At 68.8% G+C, this 16,970-nt stretch carries 17 protein-coding genes; 10 read left to right on the top strand and 7 right to left on the bottom strand.

All coding sequences use genetic code 11. The features are described 5' to 3' along the window. The gene (locus HMF7854_RS07320; RefSeq protein ID WP_126718496.1) at positions 1-1,053 is read left to right on the top strand and encodes a sugar phosphate isomerase/epimerase family protein; all 1,053 of its coding nucleotides are present in this window, start codon (positions 1-3) and stop codon (positions 1,051-1,053) included. 70 nt (positions 1,054-1,123) lie between these two features. Here HMF7854_RS07320 and HMF7854_RS07315 read toward each other — a convergent pair whose 3' ends face one another. The 4 genes from HMF7854_RS07315 to HMF7854_RS07300 form a co-directional block, all read right to left on the bottom strand. Then, the gene (locus HMF7854_RS07315) at positions 1,124-3,643 is read right to left on the bottom strand and encodes a TonB-dependent receptor (RefSeq protein WP_126718495.1); all 2,520 of its coding nucleotides are present in this window, start codon (positions 3,641-3,643) and stop codon (positions 1,124-1,126) included. Between the two features lie 174 nt (positions 3,644-3,817). Next, a complete protein-coding gene (locus HMF7854_RS07310; RefSeq protein WP_126718494.1) occupies positions 3,818-4,195 on the bottom strand; it encodes a C-glycoside deglycosidase beta subunit domain-containing protein in 378 nt (125 codons plus the stop codon). Next, the gene (locus HMF7854_RS07305) at positions 4,195-5,193 is read right to left on the bottom strand and encodes a sugar phosphate isomerase/epimerase family protein (protein WP_126718493.1); all 999 of its coding nucleotides are present in this window, start codon (positions 5,191-5,193) and stop codon (positions 4,195-4,197) included. The genes HMF7854_RS07310 and HMF7854_RS07305 overlap by 1 nt, the downstream gene beginning before the upstream one ends. Before the next feature lie 7 nt (positions 5,194-5,200). After that, complete coding sequence (locus HMF7854_RS07300; RefSeq protein ID WP_239016883.1) at positions 5,201-6,424, bottom strand: MFS transporter; 1,224 nt, start codon at positions 6,422-6,424, stop codon at positions 5,201-5,203. Between the two features lie 164 nt (positions 6,425-6,588). Between HMF7854_RS07300 and HMF7854_RS07295 the strand changes: the two genes are divergently transcribed. From HMF7854_RS07295 to HMF7854_RS07255, 9 genes are all read left to right on the top strand, one after another. Beyond that, entirely contained in the window at positions 6,589-7,503 is a 915-nt protein-coding gene (locus tag HMF7854_RS07295) for a LysR family transcriptional regulator (protein WP_126718492.1), read from the top strand. 103 nt (positions 7,504-7,606) lie between these two features. Then, the gene (locus HMF7854_RS07290; protein WP_126718491.1) at positions 7,607-8,722 is read left to right on the top strand and encodes an FAD-dependent oxidoreductase; all 1,116 of its coding nucleotides are present in this window, start codon (positions 7,607-7,609) and stop codon (positions 8,720-8,722) included. 16 nt (positions 8,723-8,738) lie between these two features. Further along, positions 8,739-9,641, top strand: a complete 903-nt coding sequence (locus tag HMF7854_RS07285) for a VOC family protein (protein ID WP_126718490.1) — start codon at positions 8,739-8,741, stop codon at positions 9,639-9,641. Further along, positions 9,641-10,069, top strand: a complete 429-nt coding sequence (locus HMF7854_RS07280; RefSeq protein ID WP_126718489.1) for a nuclear transport factor 2 family protein — start codon at positions 9,641-9,643, stop codon at positions 10,067-10,069. Before HMF7854_RS07285 ends, HMF7854_RS07280 begins: the two co-directional genes overlap by 1 nt. Positions 10,070-10,082: 13 nt before the next feature. Further along, entirely contained in the window at positions 10,083-11,240 is a 1,158-nt protein-coding gene (locus HMF7854_RS07275; RefSeq protein ID WP_126718488.1) for an alpha/beta hydrolase family protein, read from the top strand. Beyond that, the gene (locus HMF7854_RS07270; protein ID WP_126718487.1) at positions 11,237-11,707 is read left to right on the top strand and encodes a hypothetical protein; all 471 of its coding nucleotides are present in this window, start codon (positions 11,237-11,239) and stop codon (positions 11,705-11,707) included. The genes HMF7854_RS07275 and HMF7854_RS07270 overlap by 4 nt, the downstream gene beginning before the upstream one ends. After that, the gene (locus tag HMF7854_RS07265) at positions 11,704-12,027 is read left to right on the top strand and encodes a DUF2218 domain-containing protein (protein WP_126718486.1); all 324 of its coding nucleotides are present in this window, start codon (positions 11,704-11,706) and stop codon (positions 12,025-12,027) included. The genes HMF7854_RS07270 and HMF7854_RS07265 overlap by 4 nt, the downstream gene beginning before the upstream one ends. Next, a complete protein-coding gene (locus tag HMF7854_RS07260; RefSeq protein WP_126718485.1) occupies positions 12,024-12,803 on the top strand; it encodes a cyclase family protein in 780 nt (259 codons plus the stop codon). Before HMF7854_RS07265 ends, HMF7854_RS07260 begins: the two co-directional genes overlap by 4 nt. A 3-nt stretch (positions 12,804-12,806) precedes the next feature. Then, on the top strand, positions 12,807-13,769 hold the full coding sequence (locus HMF7854_RS07255; protein ID WP_126718484.1) for a fumarylacetoacetate hydrolase family protein: 963 nt from the start codon (positions 12,807-12,809) through the stop codon (positions 13,767-13,769). Here the strand turns inward: HMF7854_RS07255 and HMF7854_RS07250 are convergent. The 3 genes from HMF7854_RS07250 to HMF7854_RS07240 form a co-directional block, all read right to left on the bottom strand. Next, the gene (locus HMF7854_RS07250) at positions 13,766-14,698 is read right to left on the bottom strand and encodes an alpha/beta hydrolase (protein ID WP_239016882.1); all 933 of its coding nucleotides are present in this window, start codon (positions 14,696-14,698) and stop codon (positions 13,766-13,768) included. The genes HMF7854_RS07255 and HMF7854_RS07250 overlap by 4 nt on opposite strands. Before the next feature lie 11 nt (positions 14,699-14,709). Next, positions 14,710-16,029, bottom strand: a complete 1,320-nt coding sequence (locus HMF7854_RS07245; RefSeq protein WP_126718483.1) for a family 1 glycosylhydrolase — start codon at positions 16,027-16,029, stop codon at positions 14,710-14,712. A 61-nt stretch (positions 16,030-16,090) separates the two neighbouring features. Continuing rightward, positions 16,091-16,969: an alpha/beta hydrolase gene (locus HMF7854_RS07240; protein WP_239016881.1), complete on the bottom strand. Its 879-nt coding sequence runs from the start codon at positions 16,967-16,969 to the stop codon at positions 16,091-16,093. Position 16,970 lies beyond the last annotated feature (1 nt).

Genomic DNA, 16,970 nt, shown 5'->3' with positions numbered 1-16,970 from the left:
ATGAAGACGATCCGTGGCCCCGGCCTGTTCATCGCCCAGTTCGCCAGCGACCGGCCACCGTTCGACCGGCTCGACACGATTGCCGAATGGGCAGCCGGGCTCGGCTACCAGGGGCTGCAGCTGCCGACCGGGCCGGGGAGCTTCGTCGACCTCGACCGGGCGGCCGAAAGCCAGGATTATTGCGACGAGATCAGCGGCACGCTTGCCGCGCATGGGCTCGCCGTAACCGAGCTGTCGACTCACCTCCAGGGCCAGCTGGTCGCCGTCCACCCCGCCTATGACGCGCTGTTCGACGGCTTTGCGGCAGAGTCGGTGCGCGGCAATCCTGCGGCGCGGACCGAGTGGGCGATCGACCAGCTGAAGAAGGCCGCGATGGCCAGTCGGCGGCTCGGGCTCGGCGCCCACGCGACCTTCTCGGGCGCGCTCGCCTGGCCCTACGTCTATCCCTGGCCGCAGCGCCCGGCCGGGCTGATCGAGGAGGCGTTCGCCGAGTTGGCGCGGCGCTGGCGCCCGATCCTCGACGCGTTCGAGGACAATGGCGTCGACGCTTGTTTCGAGATCCACCCGGGCGAGGACCTGCACGACGGCGCGACCTACGAGCGATTCCTCGACGCAGTCGGCAACCATCCGCGCGCCTGCATCCTCTACGATCCGAGCCACTTCGTGCTGCAGCAGCTCGACTATCTCGACTTCATCGATCGCTATCACGAGCGGATCCGCGCTTTCCACGTCAAAGACGCGGAGTTTCGGCCGGACGGTCGCTCGGGCGTTTACGGTGGATACCAGAACTGGGTTGACCGGCCCGGCCGTTTCCGCTCGTTCGGCGATGGCGAGGTGGATTTCGGTGCGATCTTCTCGAAGATGGCGGCGAACGACTATCCTGGCTGGGCGGTGCTCGAATGGGAGTGCGCGCTGAAGCACCCCGAGGACGGCGCTCGCGAGGGCGCTCCGTTCATCCGCGACCACATCATCCGGGTCACCCCGCACGCGTTCGACGACTTTGCGGCGAGCGGCGTCGACGCGGCGCGCAACCGGTCGCTGCTCGGGCTCTGATCGTCACCGTCCGACAAGGAAGGAGGGGCGCGCCCGCGGGCCGCCCCTCCCCTGTTCGTATCAGGCCCGGTCAGCCCCGTTCCGCGGCTGGCGGCGGCGGTGGCGGCGGCGGCGGTGGCGGGGGCGCCGGGCAGACGGCGGTCACCGGGATCACCGACCCGTCGGCGCAGGTTTGGGTCGGCGGAGGCGCTGGCGGTGGCGGAGGCGGAGGCGGCAGCGGCGGCGCGGCCTCGACCCGCGGCGGGGCGACGAACTTGAAGGCAACCCGCACGCCATAGGTGCGCGGCGGCTGGAACTCGTATGTATTGATGTCCGGCGTGCCGACGAAGTTGCGCGCGGCGTTGGCGAACACCGTCTTGTCGGTGAGGTTGCGAACGAACAGCAGCGCCTCGAACCGGCTGCTCTTGGGCACGATGTTCAGCGACGCGTTGAACGTCGTGTAGGCATGCTGCTCGGTGTCGGCATAGTTGAAGATCGAATAGTTGAAGCGGGTCGAATGCTTGCCGTCGATACGCGGGGTGAGCGTCACCGGGCCGGCGTCGATTTCATACTCGACCCCGCCGGTCAGCACGAAACCGGGCGCGTTCGGCAGCCGGTTGCCGGTCACGTCGACCTGGGTGCCGTCGCCCGCGGTAAGGATGGCGGCGCGGATCACCTTGGTCCGCAGCAGGGTCGCGTTGGCGTCGACCCGGAGCGGCCCGTACGACGCCACGAACTGCGCCTCGGCGCCCCGGATGTGCGCGCTGCCGACGTTGAAGGTGCCGGTCGAGCCGCCCAGCGCGTCGCTCGACTGCGACGCCTGGTAGCCGCCGTAGATCTGATAGAAGACGTCGGCGTTGAGCTGGATGTGGTTGTCGGCGAAGCGGTTCTTGGTGCCGAGCTCCCACGCCTTGAGCGTCTCCGGTCCGTACTGGACCGCCGGCGCCGAGCCGTTGGAGTTGAATCCGCCCGACTTATAGCCGGTGTCGAACTTGGCGTAGACCATGTTGCGCGGTGTCGGGTTCCAGTCGACTCCGACGTGGAACGTGGGCTTCTTGCCCTTGTAGATCTCCCCGCCCGCCGGGGTGTTGATCACCAGCGGCACCGGCGGCAGCCCGAACACGGGGACGAGGACGGACGGCACGTTGAGAAGCGGGCCGAACTGCAGCGTGCTGACCCCGTTTCGCTCCTTGCGATCCCAGGTGTAGCGCGCGCCGCCGGTGATCCGCACCGAGTCGACCGGGCGGAAGCCGATCTGGCCGAACACCGCGTCGGAGCGGGTCTTCACGTCATAGTTGAAGCGGATCCCGTACTGGCCGAGATATTCGCCGGGATTCTGGTTGAGCAGGCCGCTGTTGAGGTTGCGGTTATGCTCGTTGAAGTGGAAGTAGCCGACCTGCGCGGTGACCGGCCCGTCTTGCCGCGTCGCCAGCCGAACCTCGTGGTTCCAGGTAGTCGGGTTCTCCGCCTGCTGGAAGGCGGCCAGCCCGGTCGTGAAGAAGGGCGGCGGGAGGATCGGGGTGCCGGCGGGGCCGACGGTTGTGCCGTCGAGCTGGTGACGCCACTTCTGCTTGTCCCATCCGCCGGCGTAGATCAGCGACAGCCCGCCCGGCAGCTGGTCGTAGGTGAATTCCCAGCGGACGCGATCGCCGGTCAGCCGATTGTAGCTCGGCACATAGTTGGCGAAGCGCTTCGACGAGAGGCCGTCCGGACGTACTCCGACCGCCGTCTTGAGCGCCACGTCGCCGACATCGTCGATCTTGTCGTGCTGGTACTGCACGTAGCCGCGAAAGCCGTCGAACGGCTGGAACGCCATGGTGGCGCGGCCCGACCAGGTGTCGTCGTCGTCGCCGCGTCCGCCGATCACGTCGAGCTTGCGATAGCCCTTGTGATAATGGCGGATGCCCGAGAAGCGGAACTGCAGCCGATCGGAAACGGGAAGGTCGATCCCGGCGTCGAGATTGAAAGTGTTGTAATTGCCGACTTCCAGCGAGGCATCGGCGCCCAGTGTCTTGCCTGGCTTGCGGCTGATCAGGCGGACGAGGCCGCCAGTCGAGTTGCGGCCGAACAGCGTGCCCTGCGGCCCCTTCAGGATTTCGACCCGCTCGAGATCGTACATCGAGGTTGCGATCGAGAAGCTGCGGTTGGTGAAGAAGTCGTCGCGGGCGATCGGCACCGAAGGGTCGCCGATCTCGGTCACGTCGGTCGAGGCGACGCCGCGGATCGCGACATAGCCCGCACCGGTGCTGGTCGTGACGTTGATGCTGGGGTCGACCTGCTGGAGGTTGACCACGTTGGTGACGCCGGCGGCGGCCAGGTCGGACCCGCTGTAGACGGTCAGCGCGACCGGGGTCTTCTGCGCGTTGGACTGGGTCCGGTTGGCGGTGACCACGATCTCCTTGAGGCCGTCGCCGCTCTGCGAGGTCGGTTCGGAGGCGGGGGCGCCCGGCTGCGACGGCTCGTTGTTCGAAGAGTTGGGGGTCTGGTTGGTTTCGAGCGCCGGGTTCTCGGTCGGCGGCACGGTGGGCACGGTCTGCGCGGCGGCGGCCGTCCCGAGCGCCGTCAGCGCGCTCCCGGCCAGAAGACGCACGGCGAGATTCGATCTGCTCATCACACCCCTCTCCTCACGCCGGTTGACCCGGCCTTGTCGGTCGAGACCCTTCACGGGAATTTCGACTCTATCTGAATAAGTATTAGCGTTCTAATTTGAGCCTGATCAAAGCGTCAAGCGCAAATATGTGATTGGGGGCGGAACGCGGCCCCGTCGCGGAGCCGTGACGGGCGCTCAGCCGGCGATGCAGACCTCGGTCTCGCTCTGGCGGATCGAGGGAAACGGCATGTAGGAAACCCGCAGCCGCTCGGTCAGCGCGAGCCGGTGCGCTCCGGCGGCGAGCGGCTCGGGCCAGTCGACGCTGATGGTGGCAGGCTCCCCGAATCCCCAGCGCCGGTCATAGGCGGTTTCCATTTCGGCGAGGCGGAGCGGCCCCTTCCCCTCGTTGAAGCGGATCGCCTCGCGCGGGACCGCCGCACCGTTGATCGCTACCGCGAGATCCTCGACCATCGACAGGCCGAGCCCGCGATAATAGCCGAGCCGAGCCTGGAATTCGAAGCCGCCCGCCACGTTGCGCAGGCTGTCCTCGACGATGAGATATTTCTCGAACATCAGTGGCTGGCCTCCGCCTCGGCGATCAGTCGCTCGAACATGACGTGCTGGCGCCGGACCTGCTCGCGGCTGTCCACCGGGCCGGCGTCCTGGATCCAGCGATTGCCCTCATATTCGCTCGACAGCGTGCCCTCCCAACCGGCGCGGACCAGCTCGGGGATGACCTCGTCATAGGCGATGGAGGGATCGCGGCAGTCCTCGGTCATGCCGTAGAACTTGGCCTGGATGTGGCGGAAGTAGGGGGCGTAGTCGCCGATCCGCTTAGGGTTGGCGTAGGGCGCATGGCGGAGCGTCTCGGCCATCGCCACCTCCGCCTTGTTGCCGCCCATCTTCACCGCCACCTCGTAGATCGTGTACTCGGCCATGATCTTCTGCTCGTGGCTGTCGATGATGAACTGCGCCACCTCGGGCCGCGCGCCCTGCCGAAGAAAGCGGTCGCGGAACTCGGGCGGGTAGTGCTTCATGAAGATGCCCATGTCGGGCAGGATCCCGAGGTGCCTGGTGCCCAGTCGATCGGCGACCTCGATGGTGCGCAGGATCCACGCATGCTCGAGGTGCCACGGCGCATGGACCTCCACCCCCATATGGACGTCGAGCCGCTCGGCGTCGGGGACGCATCGCTCGAGGATGTCGGGGCGGACGAACACCAGCACGCGCATGTTGCGGATGCCGAGCCGATTGGCGAGCTCGAGGTCGCGGCGGATCGACGCGACCTGCTCCTCGTCGCTCATCTCGCGATCCTTGCGCACCTTGGTGTCGAGGAACATGTCGTAGCAGGTGAAATGCGCGTCATGCCGGGCGAGCATCTCGCGCCACCAGGCGACGTCGTCGCTGCCAAGCTCCGGGAAGCTCGGCATGTTCTGCTCGGGCAACACCTCGATGCCCTTGGCTCCGATCGAGGCGGCGAAGGCGACGCATTCCTCCACGCTCAGCTGGCGAAGGAACAGCTCTTCTTGGAAGCTGTAGAGACTGACTCCACGCTTGATCTTCGATGTCATGGCAACCTCAGGCATGGGCAAGCGGGCTGGCTGCCGGGCGGCGCAGCACGAACAGCAGGGCGACCAGCATCCCGATCACCGCGGCGACCCCCGACCAGGCGAAGGCGCTCTTCATCGTCCCCACGCCCGACACCAGCAGCGCGACGATCGGCGGCGAGAGGAACTGGCCGGCGAAGAAGCAAGCGGCCCAGATCCCCATCCCGCGGCCGCGATGCTCGAACGGCAGCTTGGTCTGCGCCCAGGCGATCAGGGTGGGGATCGTCATTCCCGAGCCGGCCTGCTGCAGGCAGAGGCCGGGGATCATCGACTTCCAGTCCGGCGCCAGCCCCATGATCAGCAGCCCGGCGCCGGTCAGCGCGAGGACGATGGCGATCTGGGTGACCGAGCGCAGCCTCCCGGTCAGCCAGAACAGGCCCGACCCGGCGATCACGAACAGGCTGGGGATGAAGGTGATCCGCCCCAACTCCTCGGACGACTGAATTCCCGCCTCGCGGAAGACGAGCCCGCCGTTAACGATGAACACATAGTAGAGGAGCGAGCAGAGCAGGGTCACTCCGCCGATCAGCGCCACCGCTCGGGCCGGAAAGCCGGTGTCGACCGGCTCCTCGTCGATCCCGAGCATCCGTCGCGCGGTGTCGTCGCTGTCCGGCTCGAACAGGAAGGCGAGCATTGCGGCGAAGATCAGGAAGGCGAGCAGGTAGACGAGGAACACCGCGTTCCAGCGGATCCCGGTCAGATAGCCCGAACCGAGAATCAGCCCGCTGGCGAGGAAGGGACCGACCGCGCCCTGGATCGCCAACCAGCGCCGCCGTCCGGCGTCGTCCCAGTAATCGCCGATCAGCGTGTTCAAAGTGGTGAGGATCGCCGCCTCGCTGACTCCGAGCAGGATGCGCGAGGCGAACAGCGCGTCGAGGCTGGTGAGGAAGAAGGGCGCAGAACCGAGCGCGCCGTAGAAGAAGGTCGACCAGACGACGAGTCGACGACGGCCGAACCGGTCGACCAGCACCCCCGCGAACGGCGCGATCAGCGCGATCGCCAGGCCGGGCGCGGTAACCATCCACGGCACCTTCCAGCTCGCCGTCGGGTCGGCCTTGAAATGGTCTATGATCGACGGGACCGCCGGGAACAGCGAGACGATCGCCATGATCGGGAGGAAGCCCGCGATCACCACGGTTAGCCCCTGCGCGACTCCGGCCCGGCGATCCGCCGGCAATCTGACCTCGTCCGCCACTCACCCTCTCCTCAGGGTAAATCAGAATGTTTGTTCTGATCTAAGTAGAGCAACCCGGGCGGGAGTCAATCGCGCTCGTGGCGGGTGGTCTAGGAGCGGCGCGGCTGGTCAAGACCCTTACTCTTTGGTCTGTTAGGCGCCGAACAACCGGCGGAACGGCACGCATGCGTCTCAAGGGCCTCGACCTCAACCTGCTGATCGCGCTCGAGACGCTGCTCGACACCCGCAGCGTGTCGCGTTCGGCGGAGCGGATGAACCTCAGCCAGCCGGCGATGAGCGCCGCGCTGGGGCGGCTGCGCGCCTTTTTCGGCGACGAGCTGCTGACCGTGAGCGGCAAGCGCATGTACCCGACCCCGTTCGCGGAGTCGCTCCGCCCGCAGGTGCGCGAAACCCTGCGTAGCGTCGACGAGCTGCTCGCCACCTCGGTCCGCTTCGATCCCGGCTCGTCGCAGCGCGGCTTCCGGATCGCCGCCTCCGACTATGTCAGCACCGCGCTGCTCGCCCCGCTGCTGCGCCGGCTCGCCCGCGAGGCGCCAGGGGTGCGCTTCGAGGTCATCGGGCCGAGCGAGGACAGTTTCCGCCAGCTCGAGGACGGCCGCATCGACCTCATCATCGCGCCCGACAGCTTCACCCTCCCCGGCCTGCCGTCCGAGCTGCTGGTCGAGGAGCGGCACGTCGTCGCCGGGTGGAGCCAGAACCCGCTGCTGCGCTCGGGACTGACGCTCGAGGCCTTCCTCGCCGCCGGCCATGTCTCGGTCGCGATCGGGCCGCGCGGCGGCGCCAGTTTCGCCGACCGCCAGCTCGAACTGATCGGCTTGCCGCGGCGGATCGAGGTCAGCGTCGGCTCCTTCACGGCGGTGCCGTGGATGCTTGAGCGGACCGAGCGCCTCGCTTTGCTCCACGAGCGGCTCGCCCAATCGATGCTCCCGCATTTCGACCTCGCTGTCGCGCCGCTTCCCTTCGACTTCCCGCTGATGCGCGAGATGCTGCAGTGGCACGGGAGCCGGACCCAGGAAGCGGGGGTCGCCTGGCTTCGCGACCAGCTCCACGCCGCCGCAACAACCTATTCGCCCTGGTGATGCATCAGCATCGAAAATATCAGTTATCCTTATCCACTCACCCGCGGGTAGAAGCGATATCGACGGACCGGCGCCACGTAGCGCCGCCGCGGGATCGGAGCGGATGCAGCAGGCCAGAATCCTCATCAGCGGCGGCGGTATCGGCGGCCTGACCAGCGCCATCGCGCTGCGCCAGCGCGGCTTCTCCGTTACCATCGCCGAGCGCGATCCCGAGTGGAGCGTCTACGGTGTCGGCATCATCCAGCAGGCCAATGTCGTCCGTGCGATCGCCTCGCTGGGCCTGCTCGACGCCTATGTCGCGTCCGCCTACCCGTTCGACCGGATCGAGATGTTCGCGCCCGACGGGACGCAGGTGGCCAGCATCCCCTCGCCCCGGCTCGCCGGCGGAGATTACCCGGCGCAGCTCGGGATCAGCCGGCCCGCGCTGCAGCGCGTGCTCGCCGATGCGGCCCGAAGCGCGGGAACCGAGATCCGCCTCGGGGCCAGTGTCGAGCGCTTCGAGGACGACGGCGACGGCGTCGGCGTCCGCTTCACCGACGGGACTTGCGAGCGGTTCGACCTGCTGGTCGGCGCCGACGGCCTCTATTCGCAGACCCGCGCCGCCATCTTCCCCGATGCGCCCGGCCCCGCCTTCACCGGCCAGTCGGTGTGGCGCTACAATCTCCCGCGTCCTGCCGAGGTCGAATGCCTCCAGGCCTATACCGGCCGGGTCGGGCTCGGCCTCGTCCCACTTTCGGCGGACACGATGTACATGTTCGTGACCTCGCCCGAGCCGGGCAACCCGCACGTGCCGGTCGAGGGCCGCGCGGCGGCGATGCGCCAGCGCCTCGCCGGAGTCGCTCCGAGGATCGCGGCGCTCGCCGAGCAGATCACCGACGACCGCGCGGTCGTCTACAAGCCGCTCGAGGCGCTCTACCTCGAGGGGCCGTGGCACAAGGGCCGGGTCGTGCTGATCGGCGACGCTGTTCACGGGACCACCCCTCACCTCGGCCAGGGCGCCGGGATGGCGATTGAGGATTCGATCGTGCTCGCCGACGAGCTCGCCCGCCATGCGCCCGAACCGGCCTTTGCCGCCTACCAGGCCCGCCGCGAGGGCCGCTGCCGCTTCATCGTCGAGAGCAGCGTCGCGGTCGGCGAGTTCCAGCTCGGCCGCCGCGACACGCTCGATTACCCGGCGCTGACCCGGGAAATGTTCGAACGGACCGCCAAGCCGGTCTGACCTCAAGGAGGATTTTATGTCCCGAGTGACCGAGCTCCGCTACGTCGGCTACGGCGTTCCCGACCTCGAGGCGGAGCGCGCCTTCTACGCCGACAAGTGGGGGCTGAAGCTGGCCGGCGAGCAGGACGGCATGACCTATTTCGCGGCGGAAGGAAGCGACGAACCCTACGTCGTCCGCCTCCGTGCCTCGGACGAGAAGAGAATCGACGTGATCGGCCTCGCCACCGACAGCCGCGCCTCGGTCGACGACCTCTGCCGCAAGGTGAAGGAAGCGGGCTGCCGGATTATGTTCGACCCGAAGGAGCTCGGCGGGTTCGGCAGCGGCTACGGCTTTCGCTTCTTCAACCCCGACGGGCTGCCGTTCGAGATCAGCGCCGACGTCCGCCGCGGCACCGCCCGCGAACTCACGCGGTGGGAGGGCATTCCCCAGAAGATCAGCCACATCGTCATGCACTCGCCCGACCATAAGGCGGCGGTTCAGTTCTTCGTCGACGTGCTCGGCTTCAAGCTCAGCGACTGGCTCGGCGACTTCATGGCCTTCCTGCGCTGCAACGAATGGCACCACCGCGTCGCCTTTCTCCCCGGGCCACCGTGCTTCAACCACATCGCCTACGACATGCTGAGCGTCGACGACATGATGCGTGGCGCATCGCGGCTGCGGCAGGCCGACGTCGACATCAAGTGGGGCCCGGGCCGGCATACCGCCGGCAACAATGCCTTCAGCTATTTCGTGACACCCAACGGCTTTGCAGTCGAATATACCGCCGAGCTCGAGCGGGTCGACTTCGACGCCCACGAGGCACAGGTCCACGTCCCGGGTCCGCAGGTCATGGACCAGTGGGGGATCGGGGTCGGCGGCCCGCAGACCATGCCGCATCCCGAGCCCGACAAGGGCCTGTTCCAGCCGGCGGCGGCCTGATGCCCCTGCTCGCGGCCGCGGCACTGGCGTCGGCATCGCCCCTGCCCGGCACCGGCACGCGGGGGAACCGGACGATCGTCACGGAATTCGCCCGCCTCTTCTACCACGACAAGAACCCGAAGCTGGCGTTCGAGCGCTTCGTCGCGCCCGATTACATCCAGCACAATCCGGGGATCGCCGACGGGCGCGACGCGGCGATCGCGGCGCTCGCCCCGATGTTCGCGTCGCCCGGCCGCCGCTTCACCGTCGAGCGCATCCTGGTCGACGGAGACCTCGCCGCGATCTACATCCGGGTCCGCTCGCCGGATGCCCCGCGCGGTGCGGCGGTCGCCGACTTCTACCGGCTCGCGCACGGCCGCTTCGTCGAGCATCGGGACGTGCTCCAGTCCGTTCCCGCGCGTGCCGCCAACTCCCACCCGATGTTCTGACGAAAGACGCGCCTTGGCCCTATTCGAACCTTTTCCCAATTATATCTGGAATCTGTCGGTCGCGATCGCGATGGAGAGCGGCGGGCAGATCGGCGAAATCGTCGACATGTGCCAGCCGATCCGCGACGCGGCGGCGAGCGGCGCCGATGCCGGAACCCCGCAGTTCATGGCGCAGTGGGTGGCGATGGCCGACAAGCTGCTCGCCCTCGCCGCCGAGGACGAGCAGCGCGGCCGCGCCTTCTCCGCCTCCAACAAGCTGGAGCGCGCCGCGCTCTACCTGTTCACCGCCGAGCGGATGCAGGGGCACGGGCATCCCGGCCGACGGGAAACCTACGCCAAGGCACGGGAGGCGTTCGACCGCTCCACCCTCCTCGGCAAGATCGACCGCGAACGGGTGGAGATCCCGCTTTCAAGCGGCACCATGCCCGCGCTCTACACAAGGGCAGCGGGCGAAGGCCGGCGGCCGGTTGTCGTGTATTGCAACGGGCTCGATAGCTGCAAGGAGCTGCTCTACTGGTCGCGCCTCCCTGAGGCGCTCGCCCGCCGCGGCATCTCCACTCTGTGCGTCGACCAGCCCGGCAGCGGCGAGGCGCTCCGCCTTCAGGGTCTTCCGGTCGATCCGCATAGCGAGCATTGGGCGTCCAGCGCGGTCGACTGGCTCGAGCAGCAGGACGACGTCGATCCCGACCGGGTCGGCATGACCGGCATTTCGCTTGGCGGGCATTTCGCCCCGCGCGCGGTCGCCCATGAGCCGCGCTTCGCCTCGGGGGCGGTGTGGGGCGCCAATCACGACTGGGCCGAGGTGCAGCAGAAGCGTCTTCGCCGCGAGGGGGAGAACCCCGTCCCGCATTACTGGGCGCACGTGATGTGGGCCTTCGGGGCAAGCGACATGGACGAGTTCCACGAGAAGAGCCGCGACATGACCCTCGATGGGGTGATGGAGCGGATCCGGGTTCCCTTTCTCGTCACGCACGGCGAGAAGGACCGGCAGATCAGCGTCGACTATGCCCACCGCAGCTTCGACCAGCTCACCAACTCGCTTCGTCGCGAACTCAAGCTGTTCACCGCACGCGAAGGCGGAGTGGAGCATGTCGGAGCGGACAACATGGCCTATGGCCGTGACTATATCGCCGACTGGTTCGCCGATACGCTTGGAGGTCGCACCGCTTGACGACGCAGGAGCATATCCGCCGCGAGACCAGCGTCAGCGTCATCATCAATGCGGTGCTCAGCCTCGCCTTCTTCCTGCTGGTCTTCTGGCGCTCGTCCCCGGTTCCGCTGTGGGGCGTCGGCCATTACCTGCTCGACTTCGCACCGCAGGGCTTCATGGTTGCGTTGATGGCGACGCTGGTCCCCTGCGTGCTCGCCCGCCGCAAGCTGGCGCAGGGTCACTTCGGCCCGCCAGGCAGCGGCGCCGGCACGGTCAACCTGCCGCTACGCGCCGTCGCCACCGCGCTGCTCGCCGCCGGGATCAGTGTGCTGCTGTGGACCGCGGTGTTCGCGCTCACCACCCGGACCGCGATCGCCTGGACCCCGGCGCTGCTGATCAAGATCGGCTACGGCGGCCTGCTCGGCGGGATTGTCACCCCGCTTGGGCTTCGCGCCGTTTTTCATTCCCATTCCGGAGTGCCTTCATGACCCTCGTTGTCAAGGCCCGCGTCGAGACCACGCAGGGCCGCAAATATGTCGCGCAGCTGCTCAAGCATTGGTCGCACAATCTTGCGGTCACCGAGACCCCCGAGGGCGGGACGGTCACCTTCCCGCGCGACAGTCGCGGCGCCGACTGGCCAGCCGACGGGCTGGTCATCTTTCGCGCCGACGAGCAGGCGATCGACGTCCGCATCGAGGCCAGCTCGTCCGGCCAGCGCGAGGGCCTCGAGGGCGCTGTCGCCCGCCATATTGACCGCTTCGCCTTCCGCGAGGCGCCGCTCCGCTACGACTGGCGGGAAAGCGAATGATCCGCCGGCTCGTCGACCTGTCGATCACGCTCGACAATGAGGTGATCACGGACCCGCCTTTCATGCGACCCAAGATCAGCTACCAGACCCATGCCGAAACGGTCGCCGAGCTGCAGCATTTCTTCCCGGGCGTGACCGCCGAGCACACGCCCGACGGCGCCGGTTTCGCCGCTGCGGAATGGGTGACGCTCACGACCCATAACGGCACCCACCTCGACGCCCCCTGGCACTATCACCCGACGATGAGCGGCGGCGAGCGCGCGATCACCATCGACGAGGTGCCGCTCGACTGGTGCCTCCAGCCCGGCGTCAAGCTCGACTTCCGCCACTTTCCCGACGGCTATGTCGTCACCGCCGCCGACGTCGAGGCCGAGCTGGGCCGGATCGGGCATGAGCTGAGGCCGCTCGAGATCGTGCTGGTCAACACCGCCGCCGGCGGCGCGCTCGGCGATCCCGGCTTCGTCAGCAAGGGCTGCGGGATGGGCTATGAGGCGACCATGTATCTGACCAGCCGCGGAGTGCGGGTGACCGGCACTGACGCATGGAGCTGGGACGCGCCGTTCGTCTACACCGCCGAGCGGGTGAAGCAGACCGGCGACCATTCGCTGATCTGGGAGGGCCACAAGGCCGGGCGCGACATCGGCTACTGCCACCTCGAAAAGCTGCACAATCTCGAGGCGCTGCCCGCCGACGGGTTCACGGTCAGCTGCTTCCCGCACAAGATCAAGGGCGCTTCGGCCGGCTGGACCCGCGCCGTCGCGATCATCGAGGAGTAGAAGGTGCGGCTCGCCACCCTGCGTGACGGATCGCCCGACGGCGCGCTGGTCGTCGTCTCCGGGGACGGGGAGCGCATGCTCCCGGCCGGGAGCAACCTGCTCGGCGCGATCGAATGGTGGGACGAATGGGCGCCGCGCCTCGCCGAGCTGGCGGCCGAGGTCGAGCGCTCGGGCGAGCCACTCGACCAGACCCGGCTCGCCGCGCCGCTGCCCCGCAGCTGGCAATGGCTCGACGGCTCGGCGTTCGAGACCCACGGGCGCTTGATGCAGGTGGCATTCGGGCTCGATCCGGTGCCGACCGACCGGCCGCTCATGTACCAGGGCGTGTCCGACCGTTTCTACGGGCCGTTCGACGACATCCCCTTCCCCGATTCCAGCCTCGGCATCGACTTCGAGGGCGAATATGGGGTGATCGTCGACCGCGTGCCGATGGGCGTCTCGCCGGACGAGGCGGCGCGCCACATCCGCCTGCTCGTGCAGATCAACGACTGGTCGCTGCGTACCCTCGCCCCGATCGAGATGCGAACCGGCTTTGGCTGGATCCAGGCCAAGCCGCCGTGCAGCGTCGCGCCCTTCGCGGTCACTCCCGACGAGCTCGGCGAGGGCTGGGCCGATGGGCGGGTCGCGCTACCGCTCGAGATCGAGTGGAACGGCTGCCGCTTCGGCGCCGCCAACGGGGCGGAGATGCTCTTCTCCTTCCCCCAGCTCGTCGCCCATGCCGCGCGGACCCGCGAGCTGGTCGCGGGCACGATCATCGGCTCCGGCACAGTCAGCAACGCGGCCTACGCGGAGGTCGGCTCCTCCTGCATCTCGGAGGTCCGCGCGGCGGAGATCATCGCGGCGGGCGCGCCGCAAACCCCGTTCATGGCGCACGGCGACCGGGTGCGGATGGAGGCCCGCGCGAGCGACGGCCGCTCGCCCTTCGGGGTCATCCAGCAACGCGTGGTGGTGACCGCCGCGTCCTAGCGGCGGAGCAGCCCGCGCGCCTCCATCCAGGCGAGGAACTCGGGCATCAGCAGCGTGGTGGTGGTGCCCGGCTTGCCCATGCCAAAGCCATGATCGCCCGCCTCGTAGGCGTGCAGCTCGACCGGGCGGCCGGCGGCACGCCAGCGCTCCACCACCTCGAAGCCTCTGCCGCCGAACAGCCCGTCGTCGTTGGCCAGCGCGGCGAACATCGGCGGCGCTCCGGCCGGCGGCTGGATGCCGCGCATCGGGCCGTAGACATAGCCGATGAAGTCGGGCCGCGCGGCCGCGTCGGGCGAGAGCGTGGCGCGCATCGTCGTCATCGCCCCGGCGGAAAAGCCGATCATCCCGACCCGGCGCGGATCGACGCCCCACTCGCCGGCGCGGGCGCGGACCATCCGCAGCGCGGCGAGCGCGTCGGTGGTCGACGCGGGCGACTGGATGTCCGGCGGCCCGGCCTTGCTGGCGGCGGCCGCCGCCATCACGCTTGCGACCTGCCGGCTGAACCCGGCCTCGTCCGCCGGCGTCGGCAGCAGCCGGTACTTGAGCACGAAAGCGGCGACGCCATGGTCGGCGAGCCACTGCGCGACGGGCCAGCCTTCATTGTCCATCGACAACATGGTGAAGCCGCCGCCCGGCGCGACGATCACCGCGGTTCCGGTCGCCTTGCCGGGCGCCGGCAGGAACGGGGTCAGCGTCGGCGCGGTGACGTTGCGGACCACGCGCTGGCCGTTGCCCATCCGGTCCCACTGCTCGGTCCCGGCGCTCCCGCTGGGCGTCGCGATGAGCGGGATCGCGCGCGGCTCGGCGACTGCGGGAATGCGGGTGAAGGTGAAGATCCTCGCGAGGTCGGACGGCGTCGCCGCGGGCTGCGCGGCAGCGGGAGCCATCGCGAGCGCGGCGAGCAGGAGCATGGGGACAAGGCGCGACATCGGCAGCTCTCCTAGACGGCGTTGCGCCGGGCGATGGCGGAATAGACGGAAACGCTCGGCTTGGGCGTGCGCTTGAAAGTGGTTCGGTCGAGGCTGTGCAGCCCGAACTTCGGCTTGTAGCCGAACACCCACTCGAAATTGTCGACCAGTGACCAGTGGACATAGCCCTTGACCGGTACCCCGCCGGCCATCGCCTTGCGCAGCTCGGCGAGCGCCGCCGGGATCAGCGCCGCGCGGACCCGGTCGTCGTCGGTGCCGACGCCATGCTCGGTCACGATGACCGGCACGCCCGCGACCGAATGGGCATAGCGAACCGTGCCCGCCAGCGAGCCCGCATAGACTTCATTGCCGGCATAGTTGCGCACCGCACCAGCCGGGGCGGGCAGCTTGCCGGCCGGGCCCCAGACATTGCGCTCGTAGTTCTGCACGCCGACGAACTCGTCGCCGCGGGCCGCCCGAAGCCACGGCGCATAGAGCCGCTCGCGGGCGGCGTCGCGCAGCCGCTCGCCGCCGGGCGCCGCCTGCTCGTCGAGCATCGCCAGGCTGACGCCGACCGGCAGGTCGCCGCGCACCGCCTTGATCGCGGCGCGCCCGGCGGCGTGGCCCGCGAGCAGGTTGCGTCGGACGACCGCCGGGTCGGGCGCGTAGAGTCCATTGCCGGCGTAGAACAAGGGAACGTCGAACTTGCGCGCCGCCGCCTCGCTCATCGCCTTGTCCACGGCGACCAGCCGGGGGCCGATCGTCGGCGGGAGCACCTCCTGGAGCAGCCCGGCGAGATTGGGCTCGTTCAAGGTCGTCGCATAGCCGATCGAACCGGCGAGATGCCGCGCCGCGCGTTCGCAGTAGCGCGCAAACAGCTGCGGCGAGTCCGCCGCCGTCCAGCCGCCGCGTGCCGCGAACCAGCGCGGTGTCGTGAAATGATTGAAGGTCACCATTGGCGTCAGCCCGCGCGCTCGGCAGCCCTCGATCATCGCCTTGTAATGGTCGAGCATGGCGGTCGAGAAGGCGCCCGGCTCCGGCTCGATCCGCGCCCATTCGAGGCTGAATCGATAGCTGTTAAGCCCCATGTTGCGGACCAGGTCGAGGTCGGTCGGCCACAGCTGGAAGCTGTTTGCGGCATCGCCTGACGGCTCGGCGAACACCGTCGGGGTGACATGCTCAAGCGCCCAGCAGTCCGAGTTGACGTTGTTGCCCTCGACCTGGTGCGCCGCCGTCGCCGCGCCCCACAGGAAGCCCTCGGGAAAGGCTCCGCCCGACCGCAGCGGCGCGGCGACGCCCGGCGCGGCCGCGGTAGCGGCTGTGGCGGCGATGAAGGTGCGGCGATCGATCACAAACTACTCTCCCAACTCTGCGGCCGGTAGTCCCGGTCTGCTGTGATTAGAATGGCTGTTCTTATTGGGTGCTGTCCAGCGATTTTGGAAGTCCGGCGACGAAGTCGAGCAGCGCGTCGCTGAGCCGCCGGTCGGCGGTCCCGAGATGATAGGCGAGCGAGAAATGATTGTGGCCGGCGATCACCCCGCCCACCGGCAGCGGCTGTCCCGCCCGGCTCCGCGCCTCGATCAGCCCGGCATATTCGGCCTGAAAACGCGGCGGATCATATTCCGAGCAGGCGGCGAACAGCGGGACCCGGGTCTGCGCCAGCGCCGACAACGACGCCATACCGCCGTGCGCCGCGTCGTCCTCGCCATAATAGCTGCGGTCGCGAACGTCGCTGAACGGCGCGACCCCGTAGAGCCCGGACAGCAGCACCGCGCCCGCGATTTGTTCGCGGCCCGCCTCCCGCTGGAGGTAGGACGCGACATGCGCGGCGCCCGCCGACGTGCCCGCCAGCACGATCAGGGCCGGGTCGCCGCCGTGCGCCGCCGCGTGCGCCTCCAGCCAGGCGACCACGGCCGCGAGGTCCTCGGCGCCCGAAGGCCAGCGATGCTCGGGTGCGAGGCGATAGTTGACCACCACCCCGACCATCCCGTTCGCAGCCGCCCAGCGCCCGGCGTGCGCGTTGGGCCAGCGCTCGAGATCGCCCTTGTCCCCGCGCAGGAATCCGCCGCCGTGAACCCAGACGAACAGCGGCGCCCCGCTCGCCCCGGCCGGCGCATAGAGGTCGAGCCGCTGCCGCTCGTGCTCGCCATAGGGCGCGTCGGCCAGGACTGGCGCTACGGACAGGCGGCGCTGCTCCTCGTCATAGAGCGCCTGCACGCCCTGCAGCGAGGCCGGGCCGATCTCCCGTCCTAGGGCGGCGATCGCCCGCCTCGCTGCCGGCGGCATGCCCATT

The organism is Sphingomonas ginkgonis, assembly GCF_003970925.1.
Classification (GTDB): Bacteria; Pseudomonadota; Alphaproteobacteria; order Sphingomonadales; family Sphingomonadaceae; genus Sphingomicrobium; species Sphingomicrobium ginkgonis.
Note: the sequence above shows the minus strand (reverse complement) of the source record. Positions and strands in the feature narration are given on the sequence as shown.

Bases quoted from the DNA above. Each gene is read 5' to 3' on its own strand.
- HMF7854_RS07320 (WP_126718496.1), top strand. From the start codon at position 1: ATGAAGACGATCCGTGGCCCCGGCCTGTTCATCGCCCAGTTCGCCAGC.
- HMF7854_RS07315 (WP_126718495.1), bottom strand. From the start codon at position 3,643: ATGAGCAGATCGAATCTCGCCGTGCGTCTTCTGGCCGGGAGCGCGCTG.
- HMF7854_RS07310 (WP_126718494.1), bottom strand. From the start codon at position 4,195: ATGTTCGAGAAATATCTCATCGTCGAGGACAGCCTGCGCAACGTGGCG.
- HMF7854_RS07305 (WP_126718493.1), bottom strand. From the start codon at position 5,193: ATGACATCGAAGATCAAGCGTGGAGTCAGTCTCTACAGCTTCCAAGAA.
- HMF7854_RS07295 (WP_126718492.1), top strand. From the start codon at position 6,589: ATGCGTCTCAAGGGCCTCGACCTCAACCTGCTGATCGCGCTCGAGACG.
- HMF7854_RS07290 (WP_126718491.1), top strand. From the start codon at position 7,607: ATGCAGCAGGCCAGAATCCTCATCAGCGGCGGCGGTATCGGCGGCCTG.
- HMF7854_RS07285 (WP_126718490.1), top strand. From the start codon at position 8,739: ATGTCCCGAGTGACCGAGCTCCGCTACGTCGGCTACGGCGTTCCCGAC.
- HMF7854_RS07280 (WP_126718489.1), top strand. From the start codon at position 9,641: ATGCCCCTGCTCGCGGCCGCGGCACTGGCGTCGGCATCGCCCCTGCCC.
- HMF7854_RS07265 (WP_126718486.1), top strand. From the start codon at position 11,704: ATGACCCTCGTTGTCAAGGCCCGCGTCGAGACCACGCAGGGCCGCAAA.
- HMF7854_RS07260 (WP_126718485.1), top strand. From the start codon at position 12,024: ATGATCCGCCGGCTCGTCGACCTGTCGATCACGCTCGACAATGAGGTG.
- HMF7854_RS07250 (WP_239016882.1), bottom strand. From the start codon at position 14,698: ATGTCGCGCCTTGTCCCCATGCTCCTGCTCGCCGCGCTCGCGATGGCT.
- HMF7854_RS07240 (WP_239016881.1), bottom strand. From the start codon at position 16,969: ATGGGCATGCCGCCGGCAGCGAGGCGGGCGATCGCCGCCCTAGGACGG.